The sequence below is a fragment of the Herpetosiphon sp. genome, from assembly GCF_003512625.1.
GTDB lineage: Bacteria > Chloroflexota > Chloroflexia > Chloroflexales > Herpetosiphonaceae > Herpetosiphon > Herpetosiphon aurantiacus.
In genome coordinates this window covers 20,277-46,497 of the sequence record NZ_DOPT01000089.1, presented here as the reverse complement: position 1 = coordinate 46,497, position 26,221 = coordinate 20,277, and the positions used below count along the sequence as shown (strand labels likewise).

General features: G+C 51.5%; 21 protein-coding genes. 12 read left to right on the top strand and 9 right to left on the bottom strand.

All coding sequences use genetic code 11. The features are described 5' to 3' along the window. The 4 genes from DEF47_RS19050 to hemG all read left to right on the top strand — a co-directional run. Nucleotides 1-1,242, top strand: a 1,242-nt coding sequence (locus DEF47_RS19050) for an ATP-binding protein (RefSeq protein ID WP_287045297.1), incomplete at its 5' end; no start/stop codon positions are given. Nucleotides 1,243-1,248: 6 nt separating this feature from the next. Next, a complete protein-coding gene (locus DEF47_RS19045) occupies nt 1,249-3,930 on the top strand; it encodes an ATP-binding protein (RefSeq protein ID WP_012192179.1) in 2,682 nt (893 codons plus the stop codon). Then, nucleotides 3,927-6,410, top strand: a complete 2,484-nt coding sequence (locus DEF47_RS19040) for a hypothetical protein (protein WP_287045296.1) — start codon at nt 3,927-3,929, stop codon at nt 6,408-6,410. Before DEF47_RS19045 ends, DEF47_RS19040 begins: the two co-directional genes overlap by 4 nt. A gap of 87 nt (nt 6,411-6,497) precedes the next feature. After that, complete coding sequence (gene hemG / locus DEF47_RS19035) at nt 6,498-7,928, top strand: protoporphyrinogen oxidase (RefSeq protein WP_012192181.1); 1,431 nt, start codon at nt 6,498-6,500, stop codon at nt 7,926-7,928. 44 nt (nt 7,929-7,972) lie between these two features. On the opposite strand, the gene DEF47_RS19030 is transcribed toward hemG, so the two are convergent. Then, on the bottom strand, nt 7,973-9,457 hold the full coding sequence (locus DEF47_RS19030) for a S10 family peptidase (RefSeq protein WP_012192182.1): 1,485 nt from the start codon (nt 9,455-9,457) through the stop codon (nt 7,973-7,975). 76 nt (nt 9,458-9,533) lie between these two features. Then, nucleotides 9,534-10,898 (bottom strand): MFS transporter, encoded by a 1,365-nt coding sequence (locus tag DEF47_RS19025; RefSeq protein WP_012192183.1) that lies wholly within the window; start codon nt 10,896-10,898, stop codon nt 9,534-9,536. 187 nt (nt 10,899-11,085) lie between these two features. Here DEF47_RS19025 and DEF47_RS19020 point away from each other — a divergent pair, with 187 nt between their 5' ends. The 3 genes from DEF47_RS19020 to DEF47_RS19010 all read left to right on the top strand — a co-directional run bounded on the left by DEF47_RS19020 (nt 11,086) and on the right by DEF47_RS19010 (nt 13,913). After that, complete coding sequence (locus DEF47_RS19020; protein WP_012192184.1) at nt 11,086-11,772, top strand: DM13 domain-containing protein; 687 nt, start codon at nt 11,086-11,088, stop codon at nt 11,770-11,772. Nucleotides 11,773-11,976: 204 nt separating this feature from the next. Then, entirely contained in the window at nt 11,977-12,675 is a 699-nt protein-coding gene (locus DEF47_RS19015) for a response regulator transcription factor (RefSeq protein WP_012192185.1), read from the top strand. Beyond that, a complete protein-coding gene (locus DEF47_RS19010; protein ID WP_012192186.1) occupies nt 12,672-13,913 on the top strand; it encodes a sensor histidine kinase in 1,242 nt (413 codons plus the stop codon). Before DEF47_RS19015 ends, DEF47_RS19010 begins: the two co-directional genes overlap by 4 nt. Nucleotides 13,914-13,984: 71 nt before the next feature. Here DEF47_RS19010 and DEF47_RS19005 read toward each other — a convergent pair whose 3' ends face one another. Continuing rightward, nucleotides 13,985-15,088 carry a glycosyltransferase family 4 protein gene (locus DEF47_RS19005; RefSeq protein ID WP_012192187.1) on the bottom strand — a complete coding sequence of 368 codons (1,104 nt, stop codon included), beginning with the start codon at nt 15,086-15,088 and terminating at the stop codon, nt 13,985-13,987. Nucleotides 15,089-15,130: 42 nt separating this feature from the next. Then, a complete protein-coding gene (locus tag DEF47_RS19000) occupies nt 15,131-15,601 on the bottom strand; it encodes a hypothetical protein (RefSeq protein ID WP_012192188.1) in 471 nt (156 codons plus the stop codon). A gap of 196 nt (nt 15,602-15,797) precedes the next feature. Between DEF47_RS19000 and hisB the strand changes: the two genes are divergently transcribed. Next, complete coding sequence (hisB, locus tag DEF47_RS18995; protein ID WP_012192189.1) at nt 15,798-16,388, top strand: imidazoleglycerol-phosphate dehydratase HisB; 591 nt, start codon at nt 15,798-15,800, stop codon at nt 16,386-16,388. 248 nt (nt 16,389-16,636) lie between these two features. On the opposite strand, the gene DEF47_RS18990 is transcribed toward hisB, so the two are convergent. After that, nucleotides 16,637-17,437 (bottom strand): MBL fold metallo-hydrolase, encoded by an 801-nt coding sequence (locus tag DEF47_RS18990; RefSeq protein WP_287045294.1) that lies wholly within the window; start codon nt 17,435-17,437, stop codon nt 16,637-16,639. Between the two features lie 51 nt (nt 17,438-17,488). Continuing rightward, nucleotides 17,489-18,082, bottom strand: coding sequence for a TetR/AcrR family transcriptional regulator (locus DEF47_RS18985; protein WP_012192191.1), 594 nt, complete (start codon nt 18,080-18,082; stop codon nt 17,489-17,491). A 218-nt stretch (nt 18,083-18,300) separates the two neighbouring features. Here DEF47_RS18985 and DEF47_RS18980 point away from each other — a divergent pair, with 218 nt between their 5' ends. Continuing rightward, nucleotides 18,301-18,732: a PspC domain-containing protein gene (locus DEF47_RS18980; protein WP_012192192.1), complete on the top strand. Its 432-nt coding sequence runs from the start codon at nt 18,301-18,303 to the stop codon at nt 18,730-18,732. 1 nt (nt 18,733) lies between these two features. Here the strand turns inward: DEF47_RS18980 and DEF47_RS18975 are convergent, their stop codons facing one another. Next, the gene (locus DEF47_RS18975; protein WP_012192193.1) at nt 18,734-19,093 is read right to left on the bottom strand and encodes an ArsR/SmtB family transcription factor; all 360 of its coding nucleotides are present in this window, start codon (nt 19,091-19,093) and stop codon (nt 18,734-18,736) included. 105 nt (nt 19,094-19,198) lie between these two features. Then, nucleotides 19,199-20,326 carry an RNA polymerase sigma factor RpoD gene (rpoD, locus tag DEF47_RS18970; RefSeq protein WP_012192194.1) on the bottom strand — a complete coding sequence of 376 codons (1,128 nt, stop codon included), beginning with the start codon at nt 20,324-20,326 and terminating at the stop codon, nt 19,199-19,201. A 230-nt stretch (nt 20,327-20,556) separates the two neighbouring features. Here rpoD and DEF47_RS18965 point away from each other — a divergent pair, with 230 nt between their 5' ends. From DEF47_RS18965 to DEF47_RS18955, 3 genes are all read left to right on the top strand, one after another. Further along, complete coding sequence (locus DEF47_RS18965) at nt 20,557-22,629, top strand: molybdopterin-containing oxidoreductase family protein (RefSeq protein ID WP_012192195.1); 2,073 nt, start codon at nt 20,557-20,559, stop codon at nt 22,627-22,629. Between the two features lie 62 nt (nt 22,630-22,691). Beyond that, a complete protein-coding gene (locus DEF47_RS18960) occupies nt 22,692-22,997 on the top strand; it encodes a hypothetical protein (RefSeq protein WP_012192196.1) in 306 nt (101 codons plus the stop codon). Nucleotides 22,998-23,100: 103 nt separating this feature from the next. Further along, nucleotides 23,101-24,495, top strand: coding sequence for a glucose-6-phosphate isomerase (locus DEF47_RS18955; RefSeq protein WP_012192197.1), 1,395 nt, complete (start codon nt 23,101-23,103; stop codon nt 24,493-24,495). Between the two features lie 71 nt (nt 24,496-24,566). Here the strand turns inward: DEF47_RS18955 and DEF47_RS18950 are convergent, their stop codons facing one another. Beyond that, nucleotides 24,567-26,132, bottom strand: coding sequence for a CYTH and CHAD domain-containing protein (locus DEF47_RS18950; protein ID WP_012192198.1), 1,566 nt, complete (start codon nt 26,130-26,132; stop codon nt 24,567-24,569). Nucleotides 26,133-26,221 lie beyond the last annotated feature (89 nt).

Sequence of the window (26,221 nt, the reverse complement as noted above, 5' to 3'; positions counted from 1 at the left end):
CGGGTTAGCGAGGATGTTGGATTTGTGACGCGCTCGGTCTTGTGCGTGCCCATGCTGGTGAAAAATCGTGAAATTGGGGTGATTCAGTTGTTGAATAAGCTAGAAGGCGTATTTAACACTGAAGATACCCAACGCCTGCAAGCTATGGCTAACACGGTGGGCGTGGCGATCGATAACGCTAATCTGTTTCACGAAGTTTCGCAAAACCGCAATCGCCTCCAAGCCTTGCTCAACTCCACCACCGACGGTATTTTGATGATCGACCCTGATGATGTGGTGTTGACTGCTAATCCAATGCTGGGTGAGTTGTTTGGCTGGGAATGGCGCAATATCATCGGCGAGGCTGGCAGCGATATTCTGGCTCGCATCAAAGAGCAATCGCGGGTGGTCAACGAGTTGCCCAATAGCGAAACCTGCGAAATTGAAGTGTTGCGGCCTCGTACCCGCTATGTGCGCCAAGAGCCATTGCCAGTGCGCAATAATTTTGGCAATGTGATTGGCACGCTGATTGTGTTCCACGATATTACCGAGGAATATCAGCTAGCCCAAATTCGCGAAGATTATATGGGCATGTTGGTGCACGATTTGCGTGCGCCACTCACGGCGATCATCAATGGTATGACCATGGTGCGCCGTGGTTTTGCTGGCCCAATTAACGACCAGCAACGCGAATTGCTAGATATTGCCAACAATAGCAGCCAAGAAATGGTTGGCATGATCAATACCTTGCTGGATATTAGCAAGATGGAAGCTGGCGAATTGGTGCTGAATCGTGCGCCATGCTCAGCCTACGAAATTGTTGATCGTGCTTCGGAACGTTTGATTAACTCAGCTCGCAGCGTTGATATCAGCATCAATCTGGATATGGCCCTGAATTTGCCAATTATCGATGCTGACCAAGATAAAATTGTGCGGATCTTGCAAAACCTGCTGGATAACGCGATCAAATTTACGCCAGTTGGCGGAAGTGTTACAATCCGCGTGCGCCAATTAACTGATAATGAAAAGCAGACGATCTGCTGGAGTGTAATTGATGCCGGACCGGGCATTCCCGAAAGCTATCGTGCCAAGATTTTCGATAAGTTTGTGCAGGTTGCTGGCCAGAGAAAAGGCACGGGCTTGGGCCTGGCCTTTGCCAAACTTGCATCAGAAGCCCACGGCGGGCGGATTTGGGTTGAAAGTGTTGAGGGCGAAGGTAGTACATTCTCGTTTACCATTCCGTATGAGCCAGCAGTGAAATAGCCTTCTATGTTTGTCAACCTGCGGCGACGGCTAAAAAGTCGCATTCGGTATAAAATCACCCTGCCATATTTGCTCTTGCTAGCATTTTTGTCGGGCTTATTGATTGTGATTATTTTTTGGCTGTATGCTCAGAGCTTGCAGAACCAACTCAATCAATCACTGCGCACCAGTGCTACCAATACTGGCGTGGGCTTGGAAACCATCGAAGCCCAAATTCTCGATAATTTGCGTTTGATCGTCACGTCGCCTGCCAACGAAAAAGAAGCTTTGCTGAGTACCGCCGAGGCATTTAGCAAAAATGATGTTGATCAGGTTGAGCAGATCATCAACAATGCCTTTAATTATTTCAAGCCCTCACGCCTAATTGCGCTGAATGCTGATGGTCAAGTACTGGTCGATGCCGCTAGTTCAACTGTGCTGAGCCGTAGCCCTTCGTTGGTTGGTAGCACTGAGCTAGCCAAAGATTCCTTGATTCAGGCGGTCCTGCGCGGCCAAGTTGATGATTATGGCGATAAATATGCCAGCCTCTTGCGCATCGGTGCGAATCCGCCTTACACGATGTTTTTTGTGGTTGCTCCGGTTAAATTAACGGTCGGCAGCAGTGAACAAGTGGTTGGGGCAATTATTTATGCCGAGCCACTTGAGCGGATTGTCAACGAGGAATTACCGCCACGCAACGGCGCAACCATCACCGCGATTCTCAATAGCGATGGCAGTGTGCTCACCAGCAATCCACCCCAAGAGGCCGATGAGTTGCTGATTGATGCCAACCAAATCGAGCAAATCAAGGCCAGCCAAACTAACCCCGACCCCGAAACTCGTGGAACCTTATTCACCACGATTCAACGCGGCGACACGAGCTATCAAGTGATGTATAGCCCAATGCGGATTCGACGGGCGCTGAATGGCTATTTTGCGGTTGGTTTGCCACGTAGCAATATTGATCGGGCTTGGCAACAAGCGCGGGTGCTGATTTTCCTGTTCGGCGTGCTTTCGCTAATTTCAATTATTTGGATCAGCGTGCGGGTAACCCGTAGCATTACTGTTCCCCTTAGCGAGTTGGTCAGTACCGCCTTGCGGATTAAAAGCGGCGATTTGGAAGGCCGTAGTTTTGTTTCCGAGGAAAACGAACTTGGCACGTTGGCGACAGTCTTAAATGATATGACTGATCGCTTGCTCGATTTGTATCGTACCAGCCGCCAACTGGGCACAGAACTCACTCTTGATGGCGTTTTGACCCAAACCACTGCTGCGGTTCAACGCTTGATTCCCGATTCTGAAGTTGATGCCTTGGTGGTTGAGCAAGGCGTTTGGCACTATGTCACAACTGAAAGCGTGCGCGAAATCGAGCGTCCCTTCCCTGCGACTAGCCTTGAAACGCTTGCGCCAATGGTGACGATTACCGAAAATCCAGCCTTGGATAGCGCCTTGCGGCCACTTGCCCCAAATCTGCAATTAGTGTTGCCGTTGCGCACTCAGCAACAGGTGATTGGCAGCCTGTTGGTTAAGAATGATCGCGCTTTGCCACCAGCCAGCAGCATTCGCGAACCACTCAGCGCAATTGCCAGCATGACCGCCACGGCCATGCAAAATGCGGTGCTTTACACCACCGTCCAAGATGAAGCTAGCCGTAAACAGGCAATTCTGCAAAGTATCGCCGACGGCGTAATTGTGCTTGATCCTGATGGCAAAGTGATTTTGGTCAACCACACCGCCACGGCCATGCTGGGAGCCAGCGAAGCCGATTTGCTAGGCAAAAGCTTTGCGGAATTCCAGCTTACGCCATTGTCGGGCGGCGCTGAATTATTTGCCACGCCCACAGCCACAACCTTCTATGAGACAACCTCGCAGCGCATTTTGACTATGAATGCAGCGCCCGTTGAGCGCGAAGGCTTGCAATCGGGCGAAGTTTTGGTGCTGCACGATGTGACCGAAGAACGGGCGATGGATCGCGCCAAAACCGATTTTATCGCCACAATTTCGCACGAACTACGCACGCCATTGACCTCAATTTGCGGTTATGCCGATTTGCTATTGCGCGGTTTTGTCGGGCCTTTGACCGACGAACAAACCCAATTTATGAGCACCATTCGTCAGCAAGGCCAAAGCATGGTCGAAGTGCTGCAAAATGTGATTGTGATTGCCAGTATTGAAGCTGGGAATATGGAACCACAAATTGAGCAGCATTCGCTGGACGAGTTGTTGCCGCCAATTGCCCAAGCTTTACAAAAAGGCTTTGATCAAAAGCAACTCAAATTGATCATTGACCTGCCTGAGAACATGCCGTACATTGTAGTGGATCGCGATCACTTCAAAATTATGTTGACCCAACTGCTGGAAAATGCCCGTCGCTATACCCAAACTGGCACAGTGACGGTGCAGGCCAAAGCGGTTGAGCAGCGAATTCAAATTGCAGTAATTGATACTGGGCCTGGGATTGCTAGCCAAGATTTTGAGCGTTTGTTTGAGCGCTTTCAACGTGGCGGTGAGCAAAGCGGCCTGACTTCCAAAGAGCGCGGTATCGGCCTTGGTTTGGCAATTACCAAACAATTGGTCGAGCAGAATAATGGTAAAATTTGGGTTGAGAGCGAGCAAGGAGTTGGTTCAAGCTTTATTATGCAATTTCCGCTGATGCAGCTTGAGCCAAGCGAATATAACTTAGTGAATGCAACGGCAACCAACGCATGAGCAATAGCGCCTTACCACAACCAAATACCCAAGAGCCACGCGACCGATTGTTGTTAGCTATCGGTTCGATTGTGATTTTAGCGGTGTTGTTGGTGATGGGCTGCTCATCATTAATGGTTGTGCGCTGGACAACTCCGGTTAATGCTTCTGGGCCTGAGGTCTTGCTGCCACCATTTGCCAATTATGAGGCTTGGAATGGCACAGCACCATTTCCGATTGGACAAGAAGCGATTCGTAGCAAAATTAGCGATCAGCCAGCTAACCCAAATTTAGTTGCAGCCGAAACGCCGATTCCTATTGGGATTGTTGATTTGTTGCCAACCGCCACGCCAACTGGCCGACCTACGCCAGCAAATGAAGCAATTGTAACCTCAACTACAACGACTACCCCTACTCCCACCAAGGATGAGGGTATTCCGATTGGTAGTGCAACGGCGGCAACGACCGAGCCAACTATCGAATTAACTGCCGAACCAAGCTCAACGCCACGGGTTAATCCAAGCTCGACGGCTGGTACGCGCACGCCAACCCTGAATCCAACGATTAATCCAACGCGACCAACCTTTGAACCAACCTTTACGAGCACGCCAACCCGAACGAGTGTTGTGGTGGCTACTACGGTTGTGCCAGCCAGTGCAACCTCAACCAATACTGCAATTCCAACGTCAGCGCCAACAGCGACCAACACGCGCGTGCCTACGATCACGCCAGTGCCAGCGACGCTGACCAACACGCCAACCGACGTAGCAACGATCACACCAGTACCAGCAACGCCCAGCAACACGCCAACCGACGTGCCAACCAATACGCCTGTGATCGTTACGGCGACCAATACGCCAATTCCAATTTTTACTACGCCGAGCAACACGCCAACCAATACGGCGACCAATACGCCGAGTAATACGCCAACCAATACGGCGACACCGACGAATACACCGAGCAACACGCCAACCGATACGGTGACACCAAGCAATACGGCTACGCCATCGAACACACCAACGCCAACCGATACGGCTACGCCAACTGCCACGCCAGCACCAGAGCTGTATATTGCTTGGCGCGTTGATGCGATTGTCAATCCAGTTAATCCATCGATGGAAAATAATGATACCAAACAGGTATTCGTGGTGTTTGGCAATGCTGGCGATGCTCCGGCATCAGGGGCGCAAGTTAATATTAGCGTAACTGGAACTTGTATTAGCTCAAGTATTAGCAGCAGTGGCGTACCAATTACGCTTGGGGCGCACCAAGGCTTTACGCTTTCGCCCACAATTTCAGCCAATAATGTTGGCAATTGTTCGATTACCGCAGTATTAACGGCGATTGGTCAAACCCCAGTTCAAGCAACCTTGAATTGGACGATTGTGTGTGATGGTTGTGCTACTGTAACCCCGCAACCAACCAACACGCCAACCCGTACACCAACCAACACGCCAACCCGCACACCAACACCAACCAATACTGCGACTCCATCGAACACGCCAACGCCAAGCAACACGCCAACGGCGACCAATACTCATACGCCAACGACAATTCCAACCTTGACCTATACGCCAACGCCCAGCAACACGCCGACGGTCACCAACACGCCAACGCCCAGCAACACACCAACCAATACGCCAACGCCGAGCAACACGCCGACGGTGACCAATACGCGCACACCAACCAATACACCAACAATTACCAACACGCCAACGCCGAGCAACACGCCAACGGTGACCAACACGCCAACGCCAACTAGTACGCCAACGCCAACTAGTACGCCAACGGTGACCAATACGCCCGTTGATACACCAACGCCAAGCGAAACACCAACGCCGAGTGAAACGCCAACACCAACTAGTACGCCAACCCCAACTCCAGATCTGTTTGTGTTCCACATCGTCAATGGTGTGGTTAATCCAGCAGGCTCGATGACATTGGCGGCTGGGGCGCAAGAAAATGTAACGGTTGTGTTTGGCAATAATGCTAGCGGCTCGCGGGCAACTGGCTTGAATTTCAGTTTCAGTGGCGGGGCATGTATTAGCGCTCAGCCTGGCTCAAGCGATTCAAGCGATTTGAATGGCGGCGTAAATCGCTCGTTATCAGTCATTGTGACGGGTAATGCAGTTGGCTCATGTTCGTTCCGCACTCAATTTAGTGCCAGCAACGCCAATACCGTCAGTGTTGATAGTAGTTTTACCGTGGTCAATACCGCACTAAATCAACCAGCGATTGCTGCAACTGCCACGGCAACTTCAACTGCCACAGCTACGGCTACCGCTGAACCAACGGCAACTCTTGCGCCAACCGCTATGCCAACCGATCAACCAACAGCTGAGCCAAAAGCGACGCTCGAACCAACCTTGCCAGTAATTGGTCAAAGCTCAGGGTTTCCACCAATGTCGGGTGGCCAAATGCTTTGGTTGCTGGCGGGCGGGCTAGCTATTCTGCTCAGTGGCTTGCGCGGGCGAAGAATCTTACCGCTTAACGTTGCCTAATCTCCACCAGATCCATTCAATAACCGATTGACAGAATCCGCCAACCCTTGCAAACTAAGCCTAGTTTTCACTACGATGAGGTTTGCAATGGATGTTGCTGATCAGCCACGCATTGCCATTATTGGCGGTGGTATCGCTGGCCTTAGTACAGCATGGTATTTACAACAACAAGGTCTCACGAATATTCAGCTTTTTGAACGTGATCAACGGCTGGGCGGCAAATTGCGCACCAGCCATGTTGCCTTGCCCGATGGCGCTGGCGAATTGCTGGTCGAAGCTGGCCCCGATGCCTTTATCAGCCAAAAGCCTTGGGGCTTGCAATTGGCGCGTGAGTTGGGCTTGGAAGATCAGTTAATTTCAACTGAGCCAGCTCGCCATAAGGTGTTTGTGTTGCATCGTGGCAAGCCCGAACCCTTGCCTGATGGCATTAACTTGGTTGTCCCAACTGAGTTTTGGCCGTTGCTGCGCACGCCGATTCTCTCGCTGCCAGGCAAATTGCGTATGTTGCTCGATTTGGTCTTGCCTGCCCGCCAAAGTAATACTGATGAATCGCTGGCCGATTTTGTGCGCCGCCGATTTGGGGCCGAAGCGCTGGATAAATTGGCCGAGCCGTTGATGGCAGGCATTCACAATGCAGAATCGGATCGCCAAAGCCTCGAAGCCACCTTTCCACGCTTTATCGAGGCCGAACGCAGCCATGGCAGTGTGATTCGTGGGATTCTGGCGGCTAAACTTAAAGCAGGCAAGCCCAAAGGTCAGCAACTTAGCCCATTTATTAGCTTACGCGGCGGGATCGAGCAATTAATTACCGCGCTGGTTGAGCAGCTCAACGTTGAAATTCGGACAAATTGTGGGGTTCAAGCGCTGCGCTACGACCCAACCAACGCCTCAGCCTATCAACTGACCCTCGATGATGGCACGAAGATTGATGCTGATGCAGTGGTGTTGGCAGTGCCTAGTTTTGTGGCCGCTGAGTTGGTCGCACCTTGGGCTGAAGCCTTGGCCGAGCGCTTGAAGGCGATTCGTTATGTCAGCACTGGCACAGTTTCGTTGGCATTTCGGCGTAGCGAAACCAACATGGCCTTCGATAGTTATGGCTTGGTGATTCCGCGCAGCGAATATCGGCTGATTAATGCTGTAACGATCAACTCACGCAAATTTGCTGGGCGTGCTCCCGCCGATTATATGCTGTTGCGGGCCTTTGTGGGCGGCTCGAAACATCCCGAAGTGCTGCGCTTGGATGATCAGGCATTAACTCAATTGGTGCGTGATCAGCTTAAATCGATTTTTGGCCTGACCGCCGAGCCAATTTGGAGCGGGGTTGCCCGTTGGAACGAGGCTAATCCCCAATACGATGTTGGTCATTTCCAACGTATGGATCAGCTTGAGGCCTTGTGTCCAGAAGGCTTGTTGTTGTGTGGCAGCGGCTTTCGGGGCGTGGGCATTCCCGATTGTGTGCGCCAAGGCCAAGCAACCGCTCAGGCCATTAGCCAATTGTTCGCTTTGGCTAACGCTTAATTTAAAAAGCCCACGGCATTTAGCTTTGCCGTGGGCTTGCTATTTTAGACGTTTTTGGTTTGGCTGATAAAGGCTTCGAGGTCGCTTTTTAGCTCAGCCAGCGACGGCAAATGGGTATACATCATATGCCCAGCCTCGTAATGCTTGATTACGATGTTATTGCGTAGGGTTTGGTCAAGCCCAAGGTGGTTGAAGGTGTGCAACGTGGCATAGTAGGGTGTGGCGAAATCGAAGAAGCCGCTGGCCACAAACACCTTGAGATAGGGATTTTGCGAGATGGCCGAGCGCAACGCTTCGGTGACGCTCACATATTGATTTTCATGCTTATCGTATTTCCAAGGCCGAACTTTTGAAGTTAGAATTTCATAGGGTTCGTCGCTCTCGAATTTGAGTTCGCGCCGCACATAATCGTTGAAGGTGGCGCTGTATGGTCCATGAATTACCGCATAACTTGGGTCGTACTCAAAGGCTTCACGGGTTGGATCGCGGTCGATGCCCACGAAGCGGCTATCCAAGCGGCCAACCGTGCGTTGCTGATCGCGCAGCAATTCCTTAGTAAACCGCATCAAGTCGATCCGTAGATTACTGTGATCGATAAAACGTTCGCTCAAACCGGTATAGCGAGCCAATTTACGCACAACCGAGCGGCGTTTGCCCTCGGCCAAACTATCGCCTTGCAACAATGCCGTAGCATATTCGCCAGCAGCAAAGGCCTCAACTTCGGCCAAGGTATCACTCAAACTCAATTGTAATTTGGCATCAAGCTTGTTGTGATACCACGCAGTCGCGGCGTAGGTTGGCAAAATCACCACATAGGCAATATCGTTGCCTGGGTCCATCTCGACGGTTTGAAAATCGAGAATCGAGGAGATCAGCATAATCCCATTCAGATACATGCCATAGCGATTTTGCAGATAGTTGGTGATGGCAGAGCCGCGAGTTGTGCCATAGCTTTCGCCAATAATATATTTGGGCGAGAGCCAACGCTTGGCCCGAGAGGTGTAGAGCCGAATAAAATCGCTGATCGATTCAATATCTTTGGTAAATTGATGGAATTGGTTGGGATTTTCGCCAGTTGCCGCACGACTATAGCCCGTGCTAATTGGATCGATAAAAACTAAATCGCTTTGATCGAGCAAGGAATATTCGTTTTCGACCAAGCGAAATGGCGGTGCTGGCAAATTGCCAGTTTCATCGGCCATCAAAACCCGTTTTGGCCCCAACAAGCCAAGGTGCATCCAAACTGAGGCCGAACCTGGCCCGCCGTTGAACGAAAAGGTGATTGGGCGGGTGGTTTGATCATCAACATCGCTGCGGGTATAGGCTACATAAAATACCGTCGCTTTGGCCTTGGGCGCTTGCTTAAACTCCGGATCGTCTTCGTAGAGCACGATTGTTCCGGCGGTGGCGGTGTAAGGCACATCGTTGCCCTTGATTTTCACGCGCCCATGGGTCACGCTCACAATCTCTTGTGGTGGCTTGGGGCTTTCCGAATCGCTGCGTTTTTCAGCGCTACCTGCATCTGCCATAGGGTTGCATATCCTCACACTAGAAGCATATCAATCGATTTGATTGTAACAAGTTTTGGCTCATTGATTGTCAATTTTAGGCTGGTTCGGCTTGCAGTTCAGGGCTGCTACTTGGGCTATCTTGATGGTCAGGAATTAGATCCTCGGCGTGGCGCACGACTCGCACGCCATAAGCGATCACGGCTACGGCGATGCCAACAATGCCACTCAAGACCATAATTAAGGCGATGCCCGCCCCTTTGCCACTGCCAACCCAACTGTCAAACATATCGACCCAAGCGCCGCCAACCGCCATACGTGGCTCAAACACTTTGTCGGCCAATGGTCCAACGATCAAAATTGCGATTGGCCCCGAAATTTGGGCGATCATGCGTCGCACTGCGAACACCCGCCCTTGGATATCGGGTGGCACTTTGGCTTGCCAAATCGCTTGATTCGAGCCATTCAACATTGGTAGCACGAATAGCAAACCAAAGCCCGCAATCGACCAAACCAGCGTATTTTGGCCCAAGCCCATGAGAATGCCGCCAAAAAAGCTGGAGAGCGCCATTCCACCGAGCACGCCATGAACTTTGCGTTTGGGGCCGCCCCAGACACTCAGGATCAAGCCGCCGATCACTCCGCCAATGCCCATTGCCGATTGTACCGTGCCCATAATTGCCGAGTTACTATCGGTGCGGGCCAGAATCATGGGAGCGGTCATGGTGGCTTCAAACGAACCAACGAAGTTAATCATAAAAAAGGTCAGTTGCAAGCCCAAGAGGCTGGGGCGTGCCAAAATATAGCGAAAGCCAAAGCCTGCCTCGCTCCATAAACTGCCCTTGCCTTGCGCCCCCGCCTCGCTCTGCGTTGGTTGGGGAATATTAACAAAGAGCACTGCACTGACGGCAAACACAAACGTCACAATATCAATAATCAAGATACCGCCAATGCCCATTACGGTTAGCAAAAAGCCGGCTAGGGCTGGCGCGACAATTCCCGCTGCCGATTCGGCCATCGACATCATGCCGCTGGCGCGAGCATAGTGCTGTTTGGGCAACATCGTCGAAACTGCCGCCGAATAGGCTGGCCATTGAAACGATTGAAAAATGCTGGCAAATGCTCCAGCCACATACAAATGCCAAATTTGCAGTACATCGTTGTGGTAGAGCAATAAAATAGCGATCGTCGATAAGCCTGTGGCTAAATCGCTCAAAATCAGCACCAGCTTACGATTCCAGCGATCGACCAAGGCTCCGGCAAAGGGGCTAACAATAATGCTTGGGGCAAACGAGAAAAAGCCTACGAGCGCCAAGGCTGTGGCTTGACCTGTAATTTGCCAAGCCCAAATCGTCAGGGCAAAGCTGCTCATGGAGCTGCCAAGCAATGAAACGACTTGGCCAAACCACATAATGCTAAATGCGAGCATGCCGCTCGGTTGCTTTCTGGTTGCTTCAGCCATTACGGCTCCTTCTGGTTATGGTTGAGATTGGAATGTTGATTGAATTAGTATATCGCTATGCCAATAATTGCATATCAGTCTTTAGTTCTAGGGTGGGTTTGTTTAGGGTTTTGTAAGTTTTTGGCAAGGCTTGGTTAAGTGCTGGCGGTTATAACTAGGCTATGACATTTTATGGAGGCTAGCGGCGATGAAATTGCGATATTCAACAACGATTATTATTTTTGGGTTGTTAACGGCTTGTGGAACGGCTCCAACCAAGGTCGATGAGCCTTTTCCAACCACTAGTAGTGCAGCCATGGCTACAGCTCAACCAACTATGGATAGCATGATGCAAACTGATGCCCTGACGATGACCGATGATATGATGCAACCGACCGATGCGATGTCGATGACCGATGATATGATGCAACCAACCGCAATGCCAACGGCTGACGATATGATGCAACCAACCGTAATACCAACGGCTGATACGATGATCCAGCCAACCGTTGAGCCAACCACCGAAGCGCGAGTTGAGCCAACCACCGTGCCAGCCGAACCTGTTGTGTTGGGTTCGGGCAGTTTTCGCGGCATCGATCACAAAAGTGGCGGGATTGCAACGCTCTATCAGCAGCCCGATGGCAGCAATTTGTTGCGCCTCAGCGATTTCTTCGTTGAAGCAGGGCCAGATATGTATATTTTTGTCGCTAAGGCAGCCGAAATTAACCAACCCAGCGATTTACAAGCGGGCTACCTTGAATTAGGCAAACTCAAAGGCTCCGAGGGCAACCAAAACTACAGCCTGCCTGCCGATTTCGATCCTGCGCTCTATGCCAATGTGGTCATTTGGTGCGAAAAATATCAAGTCTTGATGGCAGTTGCGCCAATCCAGTAGAATAAAGTCAGAAGGCAAAAGGCAAAAGGCAAAAAGAATATAGGGATCAGGGGGCAGAGGCTAGGGATCAGGCCGATCAGCATATAGGGCTAATCAAACAAATCTGGGGCAATCTGTGGCGAAACAACAGCCCTTCGTGTCCTTCGTGGATCAATATTCTAATCCCTGACTCCTAGCCCCTGAACCCTAAAAAAAGGATGAGGTATGGCCAATATTTTGGTGGTTGATGACGAACCGAATATTCGCGAAGTGGTAGGCTTGTATTTGCGGCGCGAAGGCCATACGGTGCTTGAGGCCAGCGATGGCGAGGCCGCTTTGCGCTTGGCGCGTCAGCAACCACCCGATTTGGTCGTGCTTGATCTGATGTTGCCCAAAGTGACTGGCTTAGAAGTTTGTCGGCGCTTGCAGAGCGATCGCCGCACGCCAGTGATTATGCTCACCGCCAAGAGCGAGGAGAACGATCGCATCATTGGCCTCGGGGTTGGTGCTGATGATTATGTGGTCAAGCCATTTAGCCCACGCGAATTGGTGGCCCGGGTGGAAGCGGTGTTGCGCCGTGTTCAGCCGCAGCCCGATGCTCCACCACCCGACGAACGCCCAATTGAACTTGGCGCACTGCGGGTCGATCCGCGCACTCGTGATGTGCAAGTGGCGGGCAAATCGATCAGCCTAACTGCGCGTGAGTTTGATTTGCTCTATTTTTTGGCACGCCATCGCGAGCGTGTGTTTACCCGCGACCAACTGATGGAACTCGTTTGGGGCTATACATTTTCTGCCGATACCAGCACCGTGACGGTGCATATTCGGCGCTTGCGCGAAAAAATCGAAGACGATCCGACTGCCCCGCGTTATTTGCAAACAGTTTGGGGCGTGGGCTACAAACTCAGCGCAGGCGAACAATGAGACGTTTTTTGCATCAATCGAGCCTTTTGTTGTTGACCTTGGCGATTGCTCTGGGCTTGGTAAGTTTGGTCGGTCACTTTGGCTTGATGCTGCCAATGAGCGAATTAGAAGGCATCATCAAGCTGTTTGGCTCGCTGGGCTTTGGTGCTGGCATCGTGGCAATCGTCGCCTTACAAAGCCGGATGCTCTCGCTGTTGCGTAGTTTGCGAGCGCAAATTATTGCCGCGATTGGCCTTGGTGGAATTTTGGTTGCGGCCTTGTTGCAAGGCGTAGCGCGGGCCATGTTCATCAGTACCGACCACGATTTGCCCTTGCTCTTATTGGTTTTGATTTTTATGTTGGTGCTGGCTTTGGGGTTTAGCATTGCGGTTGGTAATGTCTTGGTGGCGCGTTTGGCCGAGGTTCGCGCAGGAGCCGCTGCGCTGGCCAAGGGCGATTTGGCTTTGCGAATTCCTGAACATGGTAATGATGAAGTCAGTATTTTGGCCGCCGATTTTAACCAAATGGCCGATGCTTTAGCCCAAAGTGCTGAGCGCCAGCACGAGCTTGAACAATCGCGCCGCGATTTGATTGCGGCGATCTCGCACGATTTGCGTACCCCGTTGACGGCGGTGCGGGCGATGATCGAGGCCTTAGCTGATGGTGTGGTAACTGAGCCAGCCATGCAGCAGCGCTACCTCAATTCGGCCAATTCTCAATTGACTAACCTAAGCACCTTAGTTGATGATTTATTTGAGATGGCCCAACTTGATGCTGGAGTGTTGCGTTTGGAACTAGAACGCGCCTCGCTCGGCGATTTAATCTCTGATACGCTGAGCAACTTGCAGCCGCATGCCGCAGCCCATGGCGTGCAATTGCGTGGTAGCGTCGCGCCCGAAGCCGATTTGGTGCTGATGAATGCGCCCAAATTGCAACGAGTGTTGTATAACTTGATTAGCAATGCGCTGCGCCACACGCCGAGCGATGGCACAATCGCGATTCAGGCCCAAACGATCAACCAAACCGTGCATGTCGAAGTTAGCGACACTGGCGAAGGCATTCAGCCCGACGATTTACCACATATTTTCGAGCGTACCTATCGCGGCGAAAAATCGCGTTCGCGTGATTATGGCGGGGCAGGTTTGGGCTTGGCGATTGTACGGGCGATTGTTGAGGCCCATGGTGGCAACGTTTGGGTTGAAAGCCAGCCTCAGCATGGCGCACGCTTTGTCTTTACCCTGCAAACTCCAGTTAACTAATAGGCTAGGGGGAACCACGAAACCAAAAGCCCCTCGCCCGCCGCAGTGGGAGAGGGGTTGGGGTGAGGGTATTAATCAAGCACGCGCCGATAAACTGCCAAGGTTTGCTCAGCAGTGCGTTGCCATGAAAATTTAGCGGCCTGGGCAGGGGCTTGATCGCGCAAAACTTGCCGAGCAGTTTGATCTTCCCACAAATGTTCAATCGTATCAGCCCAGGCTAGCGGATCAGCAACTGGCAATTTGAGGCCAGCATCGCCGACCACTTCAGGCAAACTTGAGGCATCAGCTACCACTACCGCCGCGCCACAAGCCAAGGCTTCTAAGGCTGGTAAGCCGAAGCCTTCATAGCGCGAAGGGTTGAGATACAAGCGGCAGGCGCTCAACAGCCAGCGAATTTCCTCATCGCTTGGGCTATCGATCCAAGTCACAACATCTTCTAAGTGTAATTCAGCGAGGGTTTGCCAAATTTCGCCATCGAGCCAGCCGCGCCGCCCCGCCAACGCCAAGCGATAGCCAGCTTGCGGCTTGCGATCAACGGCAATTCGCAAGGCTCGTAGCAACATTGGGATATTTTTGCGTGGCTCTAGGGTTGAAACAAACAGCATAAATTGATCAGCCTGCCAAATATTGTTGCCAATTTGGCGTTGAGCAACGCTGGCGAGCGCGATTGGTTGCATATCGGTTGCCAGATGAATCACATCAATTCGCGCTGGATCAACATTTAACAAGTTGGTCAGATCGTTGGCGGTGCTCTGCGAATCGGCAATAATTGCATTGGCTGAGGCCAGCGCTCGCTCAATTTGGCCATAATAACGGCTGGCGTTGGCATCCAAAATTTCAGGAAACAATTTAAATGCTAAGTCATGCACGGTGATCACGGCTGGAAAGGTGCGATACAGCGGCGGAATAAAATCAGGCGAGTGCAGCAGTTTGGGGCGGCGCAGGCCAATTTCCATGGGCAAAAGCACTTGTTCTAAGCGATGATGGGGTGGGGTGAATAAGCGTGCTCGCTGAATGTTGGGGCCAAGCGCCAAGGGCTTGGGGCTTTTGCGATGCTCCAGTACTAACCATTGTTGCTCAGGCGCGATCTTGGGCAAGTAGGTCAGCAATTTTTGGGTGTATTGGGCAATGCCACCATGGCGGTAGGCATTCAAACGAGCATCGATCGCAATCATCAGCGGCCTCGTAGCAAAATATGATCGTTATGCTACCACAGCCTAAGAGCGCTGGGTGATCAATTGTTCAACTGGCGGCGGAGCAACTTGCGGCTTATCGACTATACCGCTAACTTCCTCAAGAATTGCCTGCGCCCGATAGCTGGCAACCAAAGCCTGCCGCAAGCTGCGCTGCTGTTGAATGCCCTCTTCGTTGATTGAATTGCCGATTGCTTGTTGCAGCTCGTGAATTTCGCCCTGCAAGCCTTGGGCGGCTTGGGTTAATTGGGCAAATACCGCTGGCGGCAAGTTGATCGTGCTGGCATCGATCAGCGGTTTTTTATGCTGATATTGGCGTTCGAGCAGGATAAAAATCGACCAACCTGCCATCCCAGCCACGCCCCAATCGATCAAATAACACAGCCACACTGGCGAGCGCGGCGTGAGAACTTGATGATCGACGAGATCCCAAGCGATGTAGGCAGCAAAAGCTCCCAACAACGGGAACCAGCGACGATTGAGGCTAACCTTCATAATTGCGCATCCATTTCACAAATTAATGCCTGAACAATGATTCAGGCCAATCTAGTATGCTGCGCTAATCTGAAATTCTGATGAAAATTTGATGAGATGGCGATGAGCTATCAGCGTGAAATCGTTATCAAGACTGGTTGGCAAAAATCGCCAGAGCAGGTACGATCAGGCAGCTTTAGCGAAAGGATGCATAAGTATGGCTCGGATTGCAACGATCGAACGTAACACCCGTGAAACCCAAATTAAGCTCACGCTCAATCTCGATGGCTCTGGTCAAGTGGCGATCAATACGGGCATCGGGATGTATAACCATATGTTGGAGAGTTTCGCTCGCCACGGTCAATTTGATTTAGCAGTGACCTGCAATGGCGATTTACATATCGACGACCATCATTCGGTCGAAGATGTGGCAATTTGCTTGGGCATGGCGATTGATCGGGCGCTGGGCGATAAGGCTGGTATCACCCGCACCGCCCATGCTTATGTGCCGATGGATGAGGCGCTGGCGTTTGTTGCGCTTGATCTGAGTGGCCGACCGTTTCATGTGCTCAACTTTAGCTGGACAAACCCTAGTATCGGTGGCTTGACCTGCGATTTGGTTGAGCATGTGTTTGAAAGTATTGCGATTCATGCCCGCATGAATTTGCATGCGAAAATCGAATATGGCCGCAACGACCACCACAAGGCCGAAGCCTTATTCAAAGCTTTGGCGAGGGCACTCGATAGCGCCACCAAACATGATCCACGTTTGGGCGATGCGATTCCCAGCACCAAAGGCGTGATTTGATCGTTCCCCCCTCATTATAAGGGTAGGTTTTAATGATAATTGGGTGTAATTTGCCGTCGATTGACCTGCCCTCACCCCCTGCCCCCTCTCCCGCCGAGCGAGGCGAGGGGGAACTAGCGGGTCGGTTAGAACGCCCTTCTCCCGCCGCAGTGGGCGAGGGGCTAGGGGTGAGGGGTCTTAAAAGCTACCCTTGTATTGTAATAAACCTCTCTCCCATCCGCGAGATGAGGGCTGGGAGTGAAAGAATCTCAAACCGTTAGCTTAGTTTCAACCCCTAAATCCAGCCAACGTGGTTGAATGTCGCTCCCAGCAAAAGCTTGATCAATTTCTGCTTGGCCTTGGCTAAAGTGCTGCCAACCATCAAAATGAATTGGAATCAAGCTTTGGGGCTTGAGTAGTTGCGCCGCTTGATAGGCCTGAGTTGCATCAAAGGTAAATAAAGTTGGGCCGGTTGGCGCAAATTGGGCTGCCCCAACATGCAAAAAGACCGTACCAATCGCGTAGCGTTCAGCAATCGCCGTAATTCCATCAAACAAAACGGTGTCGCCAGAAATATAAATTGGCCCATGCTCAAAAGCTGGGTATTCCAACACAAAGCCAATCACCTCGCCAATAATCGGTAGCAACTCGACCGGGCCATGTTGGGCTGGCACGGCGGTGATCGTCAGCGGCAAGTCTTGGGGCGTGTTAACTGTAATCGATTGCCACTCGGCGAGGCCTTGCACGTTGGTTGCGCCCTGTTGTTGCAAGCGCTGGCGGCCCGATTCGGTGGTCAACACATGGCCTGCGTTCGGCAACAAGGCGCGGCCTGCATCATCCAAATTATCATAATGATCGTGGTGCGAGAGCAAAACCAGATCAATCGCGCCAATTTCGCTTGCTGGCAAGGCCGCTGGGGTTTGCTTGTACAACGCAAATTCAACCTGTGGCCGCACCTGGTAAACCCGCGCACTCCCAGCCGGATCAAACACCGGATCGGTCAAAATCCGCAGGCCGTCAATTTCCAACAAGACCGTGGCTGTGCCGATGTAGGTTACATTGATCTGCATAACAACTCCTTATAAATACGGACGTTCGTGTTTTATTGATGCTAAAAAATTTTAGCTGCGATAGGTGGCAATTAAATTGTCGATGGCGGCGCGGGCGGTGGCAAATTGAGCTTCGTGAGAACGCACTGCTCGCCAAACCAGCGCGGCGATTTCGATGCCATGGAATTGCAGCGCAACCTCGGCAATTGGCGTATCGTGGCGAAACTGGCCGAGCTGCACGGTTTCGGCGATGCATTGCTCAATAAAATTTAGATAATTATGATAATAGCGCAGCACAGCCGCCCGCACTTCCGAGTTATCCAAATCATCAAGCTCAAGCACAGCGTTGGTAAAAAAACAGCCGCCTAGAAAAATGCCCTGCTGCAAATAGCTAAACCACGAATCGCAAAGCTTGCTAAGGCGGGCAATTCCAGCTGGCTCGGCCAGCACTTGACCAATCACCGCTGCTTGAAACAGCTCAGAGGCGCGATCAACCGCCGCAACTTGCAGTTCAGTCTTCGATTTGAAGTGAGCGCTGATACCGCCCTTGGACATGGCGACAGCCTCAGCCAAGCTCCCAATCGTCAAGCCATTCAGGCCAGCAACCGAAGCCATCTGCACTGCTTTATTCAAAATAAGTTCTTTGGCACTATCTTTGCGACTCATATTGATAAAATACCATACGTTCGTATTTTATGCAAGCATGAATCTTCGGTGCTCCAAAGATGAACTATGGAGCCACGAAGGGCACGAAGAACGCGAAGGAAGGCTTTTCGCTCATTTGCTTGACAATCCAAGCATGATTGCTGCAACAAATTTTTGCTGGCCTACGTCCTAGTTAGCAGATAAGCAACCACAAGTTGCAGCCAAATAAGGAGTTTACAATGCAAAATTCAAATCGCTTAGTGCGTGTTCAACAAGATCAAATGATTGCTGGTGTGTGTACGGGCTTGGCTCAATATTTCGCTTTTGATGTAACCTTGGTGCGCTTGGCCTTTGTGCTAGTGACCTTGGCTGGTGGTTCGGGCGTGTTGCTCTACATCATTTTGTGGGCCGTGTTGCCAGTGGTAACCGCACCTGGCTTGCCAAGCCCAGGCATCAACAGCGGGATTGATGAAATGCGTAACCAAGCCCAAAATGTGTTCAACAAGGTCAAAACTGCGGTTAACAATGCTCAAACCAGCAACGCTAACTCGGCTGCACCACAAAGCAATTGGAAGTTTGATCCACAAACGGGTCAACCAATCAATCCAGCTCCAGCCCAACCAGAAAAACCACGGTTTGATCCATACACTGGTCAGCCATTGAACGACTAATCTAACGATTGAGCTGATACCACAACGGTCGTTGAGCACAGCGCTCAGCGGCCGTTTTTTGTTGGGCAGAATCACAAAGTTGCTCAACTTCTTGCTCTAACAGTTTGAGTGTCTGCGGAGCCAGCCAATAGACCGTGGCTTGGCCTTCCTGTTCGCTTTCCACCACGCCAGCTTGAGCTAACACCCGCAAATGTTCCGAGATTGTCGATTGAGCACGATTGGTTCGCTGCACAATATCATTACAAATACAGCGAGGATGCTGAGCGATGTAGCGCACAATGCCTAAGCGCAATGGATGGCCGAGGGCATGGCACATACTGGCGAGTTGGGTTAATGCAGCATCAGCTTGAATCGTTTCCATCTGACAACCTCCGATTGTGGTGTTGATTAAAAACTAACACACGCGCATCACGGCATTATGTCCGCGCTACGCGTGTGTTGCTTTGCCGTTCAATCTGCAACTTAGTTATTCAAGATAGGCTCGCAATTTGCGCCCACCAAACGCTGGGTGGCGCAGTTTTCGCAGTACTTTGGCCTCAATTTGGCGAATTCGCTCGCGGGTAATGCCAAATTCGCGGCCAACTTCTTCAAGGGTACGATATTTGCCATCGACCAAGCCATAGCGTAGCTCAATAATCCGCCGTTCACGCTCATCGAGCTTGCACAGCACTTCATCAAGTTGTTCGCGCAATAAATGCTCGGTCGCATGATCAAGTGGCTCGGATGAGCGATCATCTTCGATAAAATCGCCTAACACACTATCGCCTTCGTTGCCAACGGGCGTTTCCAGCGAAACTGGCTGACGGGCAACTTCGAGCACGCGCCGCACTTTATCGGCGGGCAACCCAAGGGCTTCGCCAATCTCCTCGGCACTTGGCTCACGCTCTAAGGCTTGTTGCAACTTGTGGGCCGTGCGCTTGACCCGATTGATCGTCTCGCCCACGTGAACTGGCAGGCGAATAGTGCGACTATGATCAGAGATCGAGCGCGTAATTGCTTGGCGAATCCACCATGTTGCATAGGTTGAGAACTTAAAGCCCTTGTGATAATCGAACTTCTCGGTTGCCCGCATCAGGCCAATATTGCCCTCTTGAATTAAATCTAAAAACGACATGCCGCGGCCAACATATTTTTTTGCAATCGACACCACGAGGCGTAAATTGGCTTGGATGAGATGTTGACGGGCTGCTTCGCTTTCGAGAACTTGCTGTTGCAGGCGGGCTTTTTCTTCGAGGAGATATTCGTGGCGGGCGAGCCGAATCATTGCGCGTTCGCCGCGTTCCAATTGTTTGGCCAACATGGTTTCTTCGTGGGCGGTTAAGAGATGCACTTGGCCAATTTCGCGCAAATACATGCGCACCGGATCATCGAGGCTTACCCCTTCCCGAATCAGAGACCGTTCGAGATCGTCATCATCGACATCGCGTGAACGGAGATGCACTGCAGCGGTTGGCGGTTCTTCCAAAATTGGAATATCTTCTGCTTGGCAGCGGACACACAATTCGTCGAACAGCGCTGTGTTTTTGTCGGAGGGAGGAAGGTGGAGCAGCACTTGGTCGTGCGTTAGATAACGATGCTGACGGGCTGCCCCCATCAGAACTTCGAGTACGTTTTTCAAGTAAGCACCGACTTTCTACTGCTATAGAAAAGCCTAATGATAGACCACTATATCACGGATAGATCTGCGATTCAATACCCTATTCAAGCACATTGGGGGTGAAGTTTCCATAACATGCAGCTGATAATTCGTTGAAAAAAACGAAAAGTTGTATAGTAGTTGGCAACAACTGCGAAGGAGGCGGGTTTTTCAGCCCGATTGATGCCATGACAACGATTGCCCTTGATCAGCAGATTATTCATGCGGTTTGCCCCCACGATTGCCCCGATACCTGCTCGATGCTTGTAACCGTGCAGGATGGTAAGGCGATTAAGATTCAGGGCAACCCTGAGCACCCTATAACCAATGGTTTTTTGTGCACCAAAGTCTCGCGCTATGTTGAGCGTACCTACCACCAAGGCCGGTTGTTGTATCCGGCCAAGCGGGTTGGTCCCAAGGGTGCAGGCCAATTCGAACGGATCTCGTGGGACGAAGCCTTAACAACCATCGCCGAATGTTTGCAAGCAATCAGCACTAGCCATGGCCCGCAATCAATTTTGCCCTACTCCTATGCTGGCACTATGGGTTTGCTGCATTATGGCTCGATGGATCGACGCTTTTTCCATCGTTTGGGCGCTTCATTGCTCGACCGCACGATTTGTGCCAGCGCTGGGGCAACTGGCTATCGCTATACGGTTGGCGCGAGTGTTGGCACTGACCCCGAGGCCTATGTTGATGCCAAATTAATTATTTTGTGGGGAACCAACACACTCACGTCGAATGTGCACTTGTGGACCTTCATCAAGGCGGCACGTAAAGCTGGCGCACGGGTGATTGCGATCGATCCTTGGCGTTCGCGCACTGCCGCCCAATGCGATTGGCATATTGCACCTTTGCCAGGCACTGATGCTGCCTTGGCGCTGGGCATGATGCATATTATTTTTCGTGATGGCTTGCAGGATCAAGCCTATCTTGATGAATATTGTCTTGGTGGCGAACAATTGCGCCAGCGCGTGCAGGAATATCCGCCAGAGCTTGTGGCCGAATTGACTGGTTTGGATGTCGCAACGATTGAGCAATTGGCCCACGAATATGCTACGACTGCACCCGCTGCGATTCGGATTAATTATGGCTTGCAACGCCACGCTGGCGGCGGCATGGCCGTGCGTACTTTGGCTTGTTTGCCTGCGGTAATCGGTTCGTGGCGTGAGCGAGCAGGCGGCATTTTGCTTTCCACTAGCGGCACATTTCCAATTAATAATGCGGCCTTGGAGCGCCCTGATCTGATTCCTGCTGGCACTCGCATGATCAATATGAATCAGCTTGGTGATGCCCTGACCGAATTAAACGACCCGCCAGTGCAAGCTTTGTTTGTCTACAATTCTAATCCGGCGAGCGTGGCCCCCGATTTGGAAGCAGTCAAGCGTGGCTTGGAGCGCGAAGATTTGTTCACGGTGGTGCACGAGCAGTTTTACACCGACACGACGCGCTACGCTGATATTATTTTGCCTGCAACCACCCAACTAGAGCATGTAGATTTACATAAAGCCTATGGTCACTGGTATTTAGCTTGGAGCAACCAAGCGATTGAGCCGCTAGGCGAGGCGATTCCGAATACCGAGTTGTTTCGGCGCTTGGCGGCCAAAATGGGCTTTAGCGAGCCATGTTTTAGCGATGATGATCAAACGATCGCTCGCCAAGCACTCAATTCAAATCATCCAGCCTTGGCAGGCATTACCCTCGAACGTTTGCAAGAAGCGGGTTGGCTGCGTTTAAATGTACCAAGCAATTGGGCACCGTTTGCTGAGGGCAATTTTCTCACACCATCGGGCAAGTGCGAACTCTATTCTGAACGGATGTTGGCTGATGGTTTTGATCCATTGCCGACCTATACCGCGCCTTACGAAAGCCCAGTGACTAACCCACGTTTGGCTGAGCGCTATCCATTGACCCTAATTTCGCCGCCAGCCCATCACTTTTTAAATAGCACCTTTGGCAATATTTTGCAGCGCTACGAAAGTGGCCCGACCCTAGAAATTAATCCACTTGATGCGATTGAGCGCAATATCGACGATGGCGATCAAGTATTGATTCGCAACGATCGTGGCGGTTTTGTGGCAACAGCAGTGGTGACTGATCGGGTGCGGCAAGCTGTGGTGGTTGCGCCATCAATTTGGTGGTCGGAGCTAACCGTCGATGGCCGCAACGTCAACCATACCACACCCCAAGCGCTTTCGGATATGGGCGGCGGTGCAACGTTCTACGATAATTTGGTTGAGGTTGAGCGTATTGTCAGCTAAGCTATGTGGTTGCTGGTATATTCGTGGTTAGCGTAACGATACCCAAACGTTGAGGAGTGTGTATGAGTTTTTTGCGTAAGCTTTTTGGCAGTAGCAGCCAACCTGCCAGCGATGCTGGAATTTATTTGCAGGTGCGCTGCAAACGTTGTGGCAGCCTGATTCGGGTGCGAATTGATAGCCGCAACGATCTATCACAGCGCGACGAGGATGATAACTTGTTTGTGCGCAAAACCTTGGTTGATGATCGCTGCTACAGTCGTATCGAGCTTGAAGCGGTGTTCAGCCCCAAACGTCAATTGCTCAATTGTGAGATTAATGGTGGCACGCTTGTGGCTGGTGAAGAGAATACTACCACCAGCACGCGCTGAGTGTGGTACGATGGGCAAAGTTGGCCGCTGGGCAACGAAGCCTTGCAACTGCACCGCCGCAGCCTACGACAAAGACCCAATTTCGCAAACAATAAGGAGTGTCATGAGTACTCAAGCTATTCGCTTTGATTACAACAATGTGATGGCCGATGTGATTGGTGAACATGGATTGACTGAGGCTGAAATTGAGGCAGCATTGCCCCATGCCGCCGCCGCGATTGAAGCTGTCTATGCTCAACGCGCCGATCTCGGCTGGATGGATTTGCCCTATCAAGATACCAGTGAAATTATTGCTCAAGCCCAAGCTGTGCGTGCTCGCGCCGACACGTTGGTGGTTTTAGGCATTGGTGGCTCAGCGCTTGGCCCAATCGCAACCCAAACGGCTCTCCAGCACCCATTTTATAATAATTTGCCGCGTGAATTGCGCCGTGGCCCCACGTTGTTTGTACCCGATAATGTTGACCCTGAATTAAACGCTGGCTTGCTCGATGTGCTTGATCTTGAGCGCACCGTGTTCAATGTGATCACCAAATCGGGCACGACTGCCGAAACCATGGCATCCTTCATTTACTTCCGCGAAGCCTTGGCCAAACGCCTTGGTAAGGATAAATTAGTTGATCACTTGGTGTTGACGACAGACCCTAAGAAGGGAGCCTTGCGCCAAATTGCTGATCGCGAGGGCTACCCAACCTTGCCCTTACCAGCCAGCGTTGGTGGCCGCTTCTCGGAACTTTGCGCAGTTGGCTTGTTCCCAGCGGCTGTTACTGGCATCGATATTGATGAATTGTTGGCGGGGGCAGCCTATGCTGACAAACGTAGCCAAGAGCGCGACCCGCGCAAAAATCCCGCCGCAATGTGTGCATTAATCCAATTCTTGCTCGATAAGAAGGGTAAGAATATGGTTGTGATGATGCCCTATGCTCAGCGTTTACGCGATGTGGCTGATTGGTTCCGCCAATTGTGGGCTGAAAGTTTGGGCAAGCGGGTTGATCGGGCTGGCAATGTGGTCAATGTTGGCCCTACACCAATCAAATCGTTGGGCGCGACCGACCAACATTCGCAAGTGCAACTCTATGCTGAAGGCCCATTCGATAAATTGATGCACTTCTTGTTTGTTGAGCAGTTCCAAGTGGAAGCACCGTTGAGCAATGCCTACCCCGATATCAACGAGCTTTCGTATCTTGATGGCAAGAGCTTTAGCCAATTGCTCAAAGCCGAGGGCGAAGCAACCCAGTTGGCGATTGCCGAAGCTGGTCGCCCCAGCATTGCCCATTATTTCCCAGCAGTCAATGCCTTTACGCTTGGGCAATTCTACTACATGCTCGAAATGCAAACCGCCTTTGCTGGCGAGTTGTACAACATCAATGCTTTTGATCAGCCTGGAGTTGAGGCTGGTAAAATCGCTACCTACGCCTTGATGGGTCGCGAAGGCTACGATGCTCGCCGCCACGAAATTGAACAAGCTCGTGGCCGCAGCCGTAGCGAATTTATCATCTAAACCCAATTGATCAGACCTGCCATGCTCAAACCATGGCAGGTTTTTTACTCCTTACGCCCGATGCTTGAATCCTACAACTTTGAAAGAATCGAGGCCAAACGTCGTCGGAAGGGTAGATCAAACAACGAGCGCAGTATTTTGGGTGCATTCAACTGAAGCTGATCATGCTCTTGCTGCTTGGCAGCTTGATAGGCCAAGAGTGCACCGTTTTCAGGGTTTTCGGCTAAACTTTGTTCAACCACCGCCAAAGCCACCTCGGCATCTTGCAAATCGCCCAGATAATCTTGAGCGGTGACTAATTGCTCAAGCAGCGATTCGTGTTCTTCGGCCAAGGCCGCGCTAAATAGCTCAAGCGTATAGCGCAGATGCTTAATTTCAATCCGCAGGCGGTGCAAACTCTCCACTGGTGCATCATTTAAGATCACATCGTAGGCGCGAATGCGCTCGTAGTGGCTCCAAACCGTGCTGCCAACCCAATGTCGCACCAAACTACGCTCGACTCGGCCCTCGCTAGTATCAGCCTCGCGCACTCCAGCGCCGGCAGTCAGTACAAAGTCGGTCAAACGCTGGGCAAATTTACTGGCTTTGCGGCTTTCCAAAAAGCTCAATAATTCAACCCGTGCCGCATCTCGCTGCTGGCTGATCGACTCGATCAAGGGTGCATAGCCTGCTTGTTCTTGCTCAGGCAAGTCGGCGCGATGATCATCAAGTTTACCCAAAAACACATCGGCATCGCGCACCGCGCCCAAAACGCTGGCCCATTGGCGCAAACCTCGCCGCAATTTGGCGACAATTTCTGGTTCGTAGAGGGTTTCACCCAAAATCGCCAAAATTGTGCGCAAGCGGCGGGTTGCCACGCGCATCTGATGCACACCCTCGGAATCATCGCCAACTACCGCGATTGGCCAAGCTTTGTGTAATTTCAGCACATGTTTGGCCAAAATTGAGCGCCCTGCTTCGGCCAAATTGTTAGTTGACTCCATCGGTGTGCGATCAACCGCTTGTTTGAGTTGTTCGAGATGCTCGGCATGGTTCAAAAGCAGCATTCCGCGCTGGCTCTTGGAGCGGGTTTCTGGCTCCAGCGGCAGTTGCGTGGTGTAAATCGAGGCCAACACTGCGAGATCAGCAGCAGTGCCTACGCCTTTGAGTTCGATTTCAATCTCGTGGAACGGCAACGAACGTTCGCCACTGACCAAAGAGCCACGATCAAGTGCCAATTCGGCGATCTCTTGGCCATCGCGCTCGATCCGCCAGAGCCGTCGTCGATTGCGCACGGTCAGCATTGGCAATAATGGCTCGTCGCCAATTACTGCCTGCAGTGGCTCGCGAATATCGCTGGGCCACAATTCAGGATGATCGCGCACATTCGGCGTAATTTCATGCTCAAATTCTTGGCGTTGATGGACAGCACCTTTAACTTTGCCCGGCAGTTTCAAGGTTAGCCATAATTGTTGGTCAATCCGGCGGATACGTAGAGTGTAGCGCTGCTGATCGAGTTGGCGGCTGGCGGTATCCAAAATGCTATCGCGAATTTCGACGGTTACCCGCTCGCCAAGGCTAAACGGCGCGATATTAATGGCTTCAAGTTGTTTGGGGCGAATCGGTTGCGTTGCGCGGTATTTGGCTTCTTGTTCCATGGATCATCTCCGTGACAACATCATCCATCGGTTAGTATAGCATGGGGCTTGATTTGAGCATAGAGTAAAATATCACCCCAAAGGGTGAG

What these genes read in the sequence shown, in the direction of transcription:
- hemG (WP_012192181.1), top strand. Translation starts at nt 6,498, where the DNA reads ATGGATGTTGCTGATCAGCCACGCATTGCCATTATTGGCGGTGGTATC.
- DEF47_RS19000 (WP_012192188.1), bottom strand. Translation starts at nt 15,601, where the DNA reads ATGAAGGTTAGCCTCAATCGTCGCTGGTTCCCGTTGTTGGGAGCTTTT.
- DEF47_RS19030 (WP_012192182.1), bottom strand. Translation starts at nt 9,457, where the DNA reads ATGGCAGATGCAGGTAGCGCTGAAAAACGCAGCGATTCGGAAAGCCCC.
- DEF47_RS18960 (WP_012192196.1), top strand. Translation starts at nt 22,692, where the DNA reads ATGAGTTTTTTGCGTAAGCTTTTTGGCAGTAGCAGCCAACCTGCCAGC.
- DEF47_RS18955 (WP_012192197.1), top strand. Translation starts at nt 23,101, where the DNA reads ATGAGTACTCAAGCTATTCGCTTTGATTACAACAATGTGATGGCCGAT.
- rpoD (WP_012192194.1), bottom strand. Translation starts at nt 20,326, where the DNA reads ATGGGGGCAGCCCGTCAGCATCGTTATCTAACGCACGACCAAGTGCTG.
- DEF47_RS18950 (WP_012192198.1), bottom strand. Translation starts at nt 26,132, where the DNA reads ATGGAACAAGAAGCCAAATACCGCGCAACGCAACCGATTCGCCCCAAA.
- DEF47_RS18980 (WP_012192192.1), top strand. Translation starts at nt 18,301, where the DNA reads ATGCAAAATTCAAATCGCTTAGTGCGTGTTCAACAAGATCAAATGATT.
- DEF47_RS19040 (WP_287045296.1), top strand. Translation starts at nt 3,927, where the DNA reads ATGAGCAATAGCGCCTTACCACAACCAAATACCCAAGAGCCACGCGAC.
- DEF47_RS18985 (WP_012192191.1), bottom strand. Translation starts at nt 18,082, where the DNA reads ATGAGTCGCAAAGATAGTGCCAAAGAACTTATTTTGAATAAAGCAGTG.
- hisB (WP_012192189.1), top strand. Translation starts at nt 15,798, where the DNA reads ATGGCTCGGATTGCAACGATCGAACGTAACACCCGTGAAACCCAAATT.
- DEF47_RS19045 (WP_012192179.1), top strand. Translation starts at nt 1,249, where the DNA reads ATGTTTGTCAACCTGCGGCGACGGCTAAAAAGTCGCATTCGGTATAAA.
- DEF47_RS19015 (WP_012192185.1), top strand. Translation starts at nt 11,977, where the DNA reads ATGGCCAATATTTTGGTGGTTGATGACGAACCGAATATTCGCGAAGTG.
- DEF47_RS18965 (WP_012192195.1), top strand. Translation starts at nt 20,557, where the DNA reads ATGACAACGATTGCCCTTGATCAGCAGATTATTCATGCGGTTTGCCCC.
- DEF47_RS19020 (WP_012192184.1), top strand. Translation starts at nt 11,086, where the DNA reads ATGAAATTGCGATATTCAACAACGATTATTATTTTTGGGTTGTTAACG.
- DEF47_RS19005 (WP_012192187.1), bottom strand. Translation starts at nt 15,088, where the DNA reads ATGATTGCGATCGATGCTCGTTTGAATGCCTACCGCCATGGTGGCATT.
- DEF47_RS18975 (WP_012192193.1), bottom strand. Translation starts at nt 19,093, where the DNA reads ATGGAAACGATTCAAGCTGATGCTGCATTAACCCAACTCGCCAGTATG.
- DEF47_RS18990 (WP_287045294.1), bottom strand. Translation starts at nt 17,437, where the DNA reads ATGCAGATCAATGTAACCTACATCGGCACAGCCACGGTCTTGTTGGAA.
- DEF47_RS19025 (WP_012192183.1), bottom strand. Translation starts at nt 10,898, where the DNA reads ATGGCTGAAGCAACCAGAAAGCAACCGAGCGGCATGCTCGCATTTAGC.
- DEF47_RS19010 (WP_012192186.1), top strand. Translation starts at nt 12,672, where the DNA reads ATGAGACGTTTTTTGCATCAATCGAGCCTTTTGTTGTTGACCTTGGCG.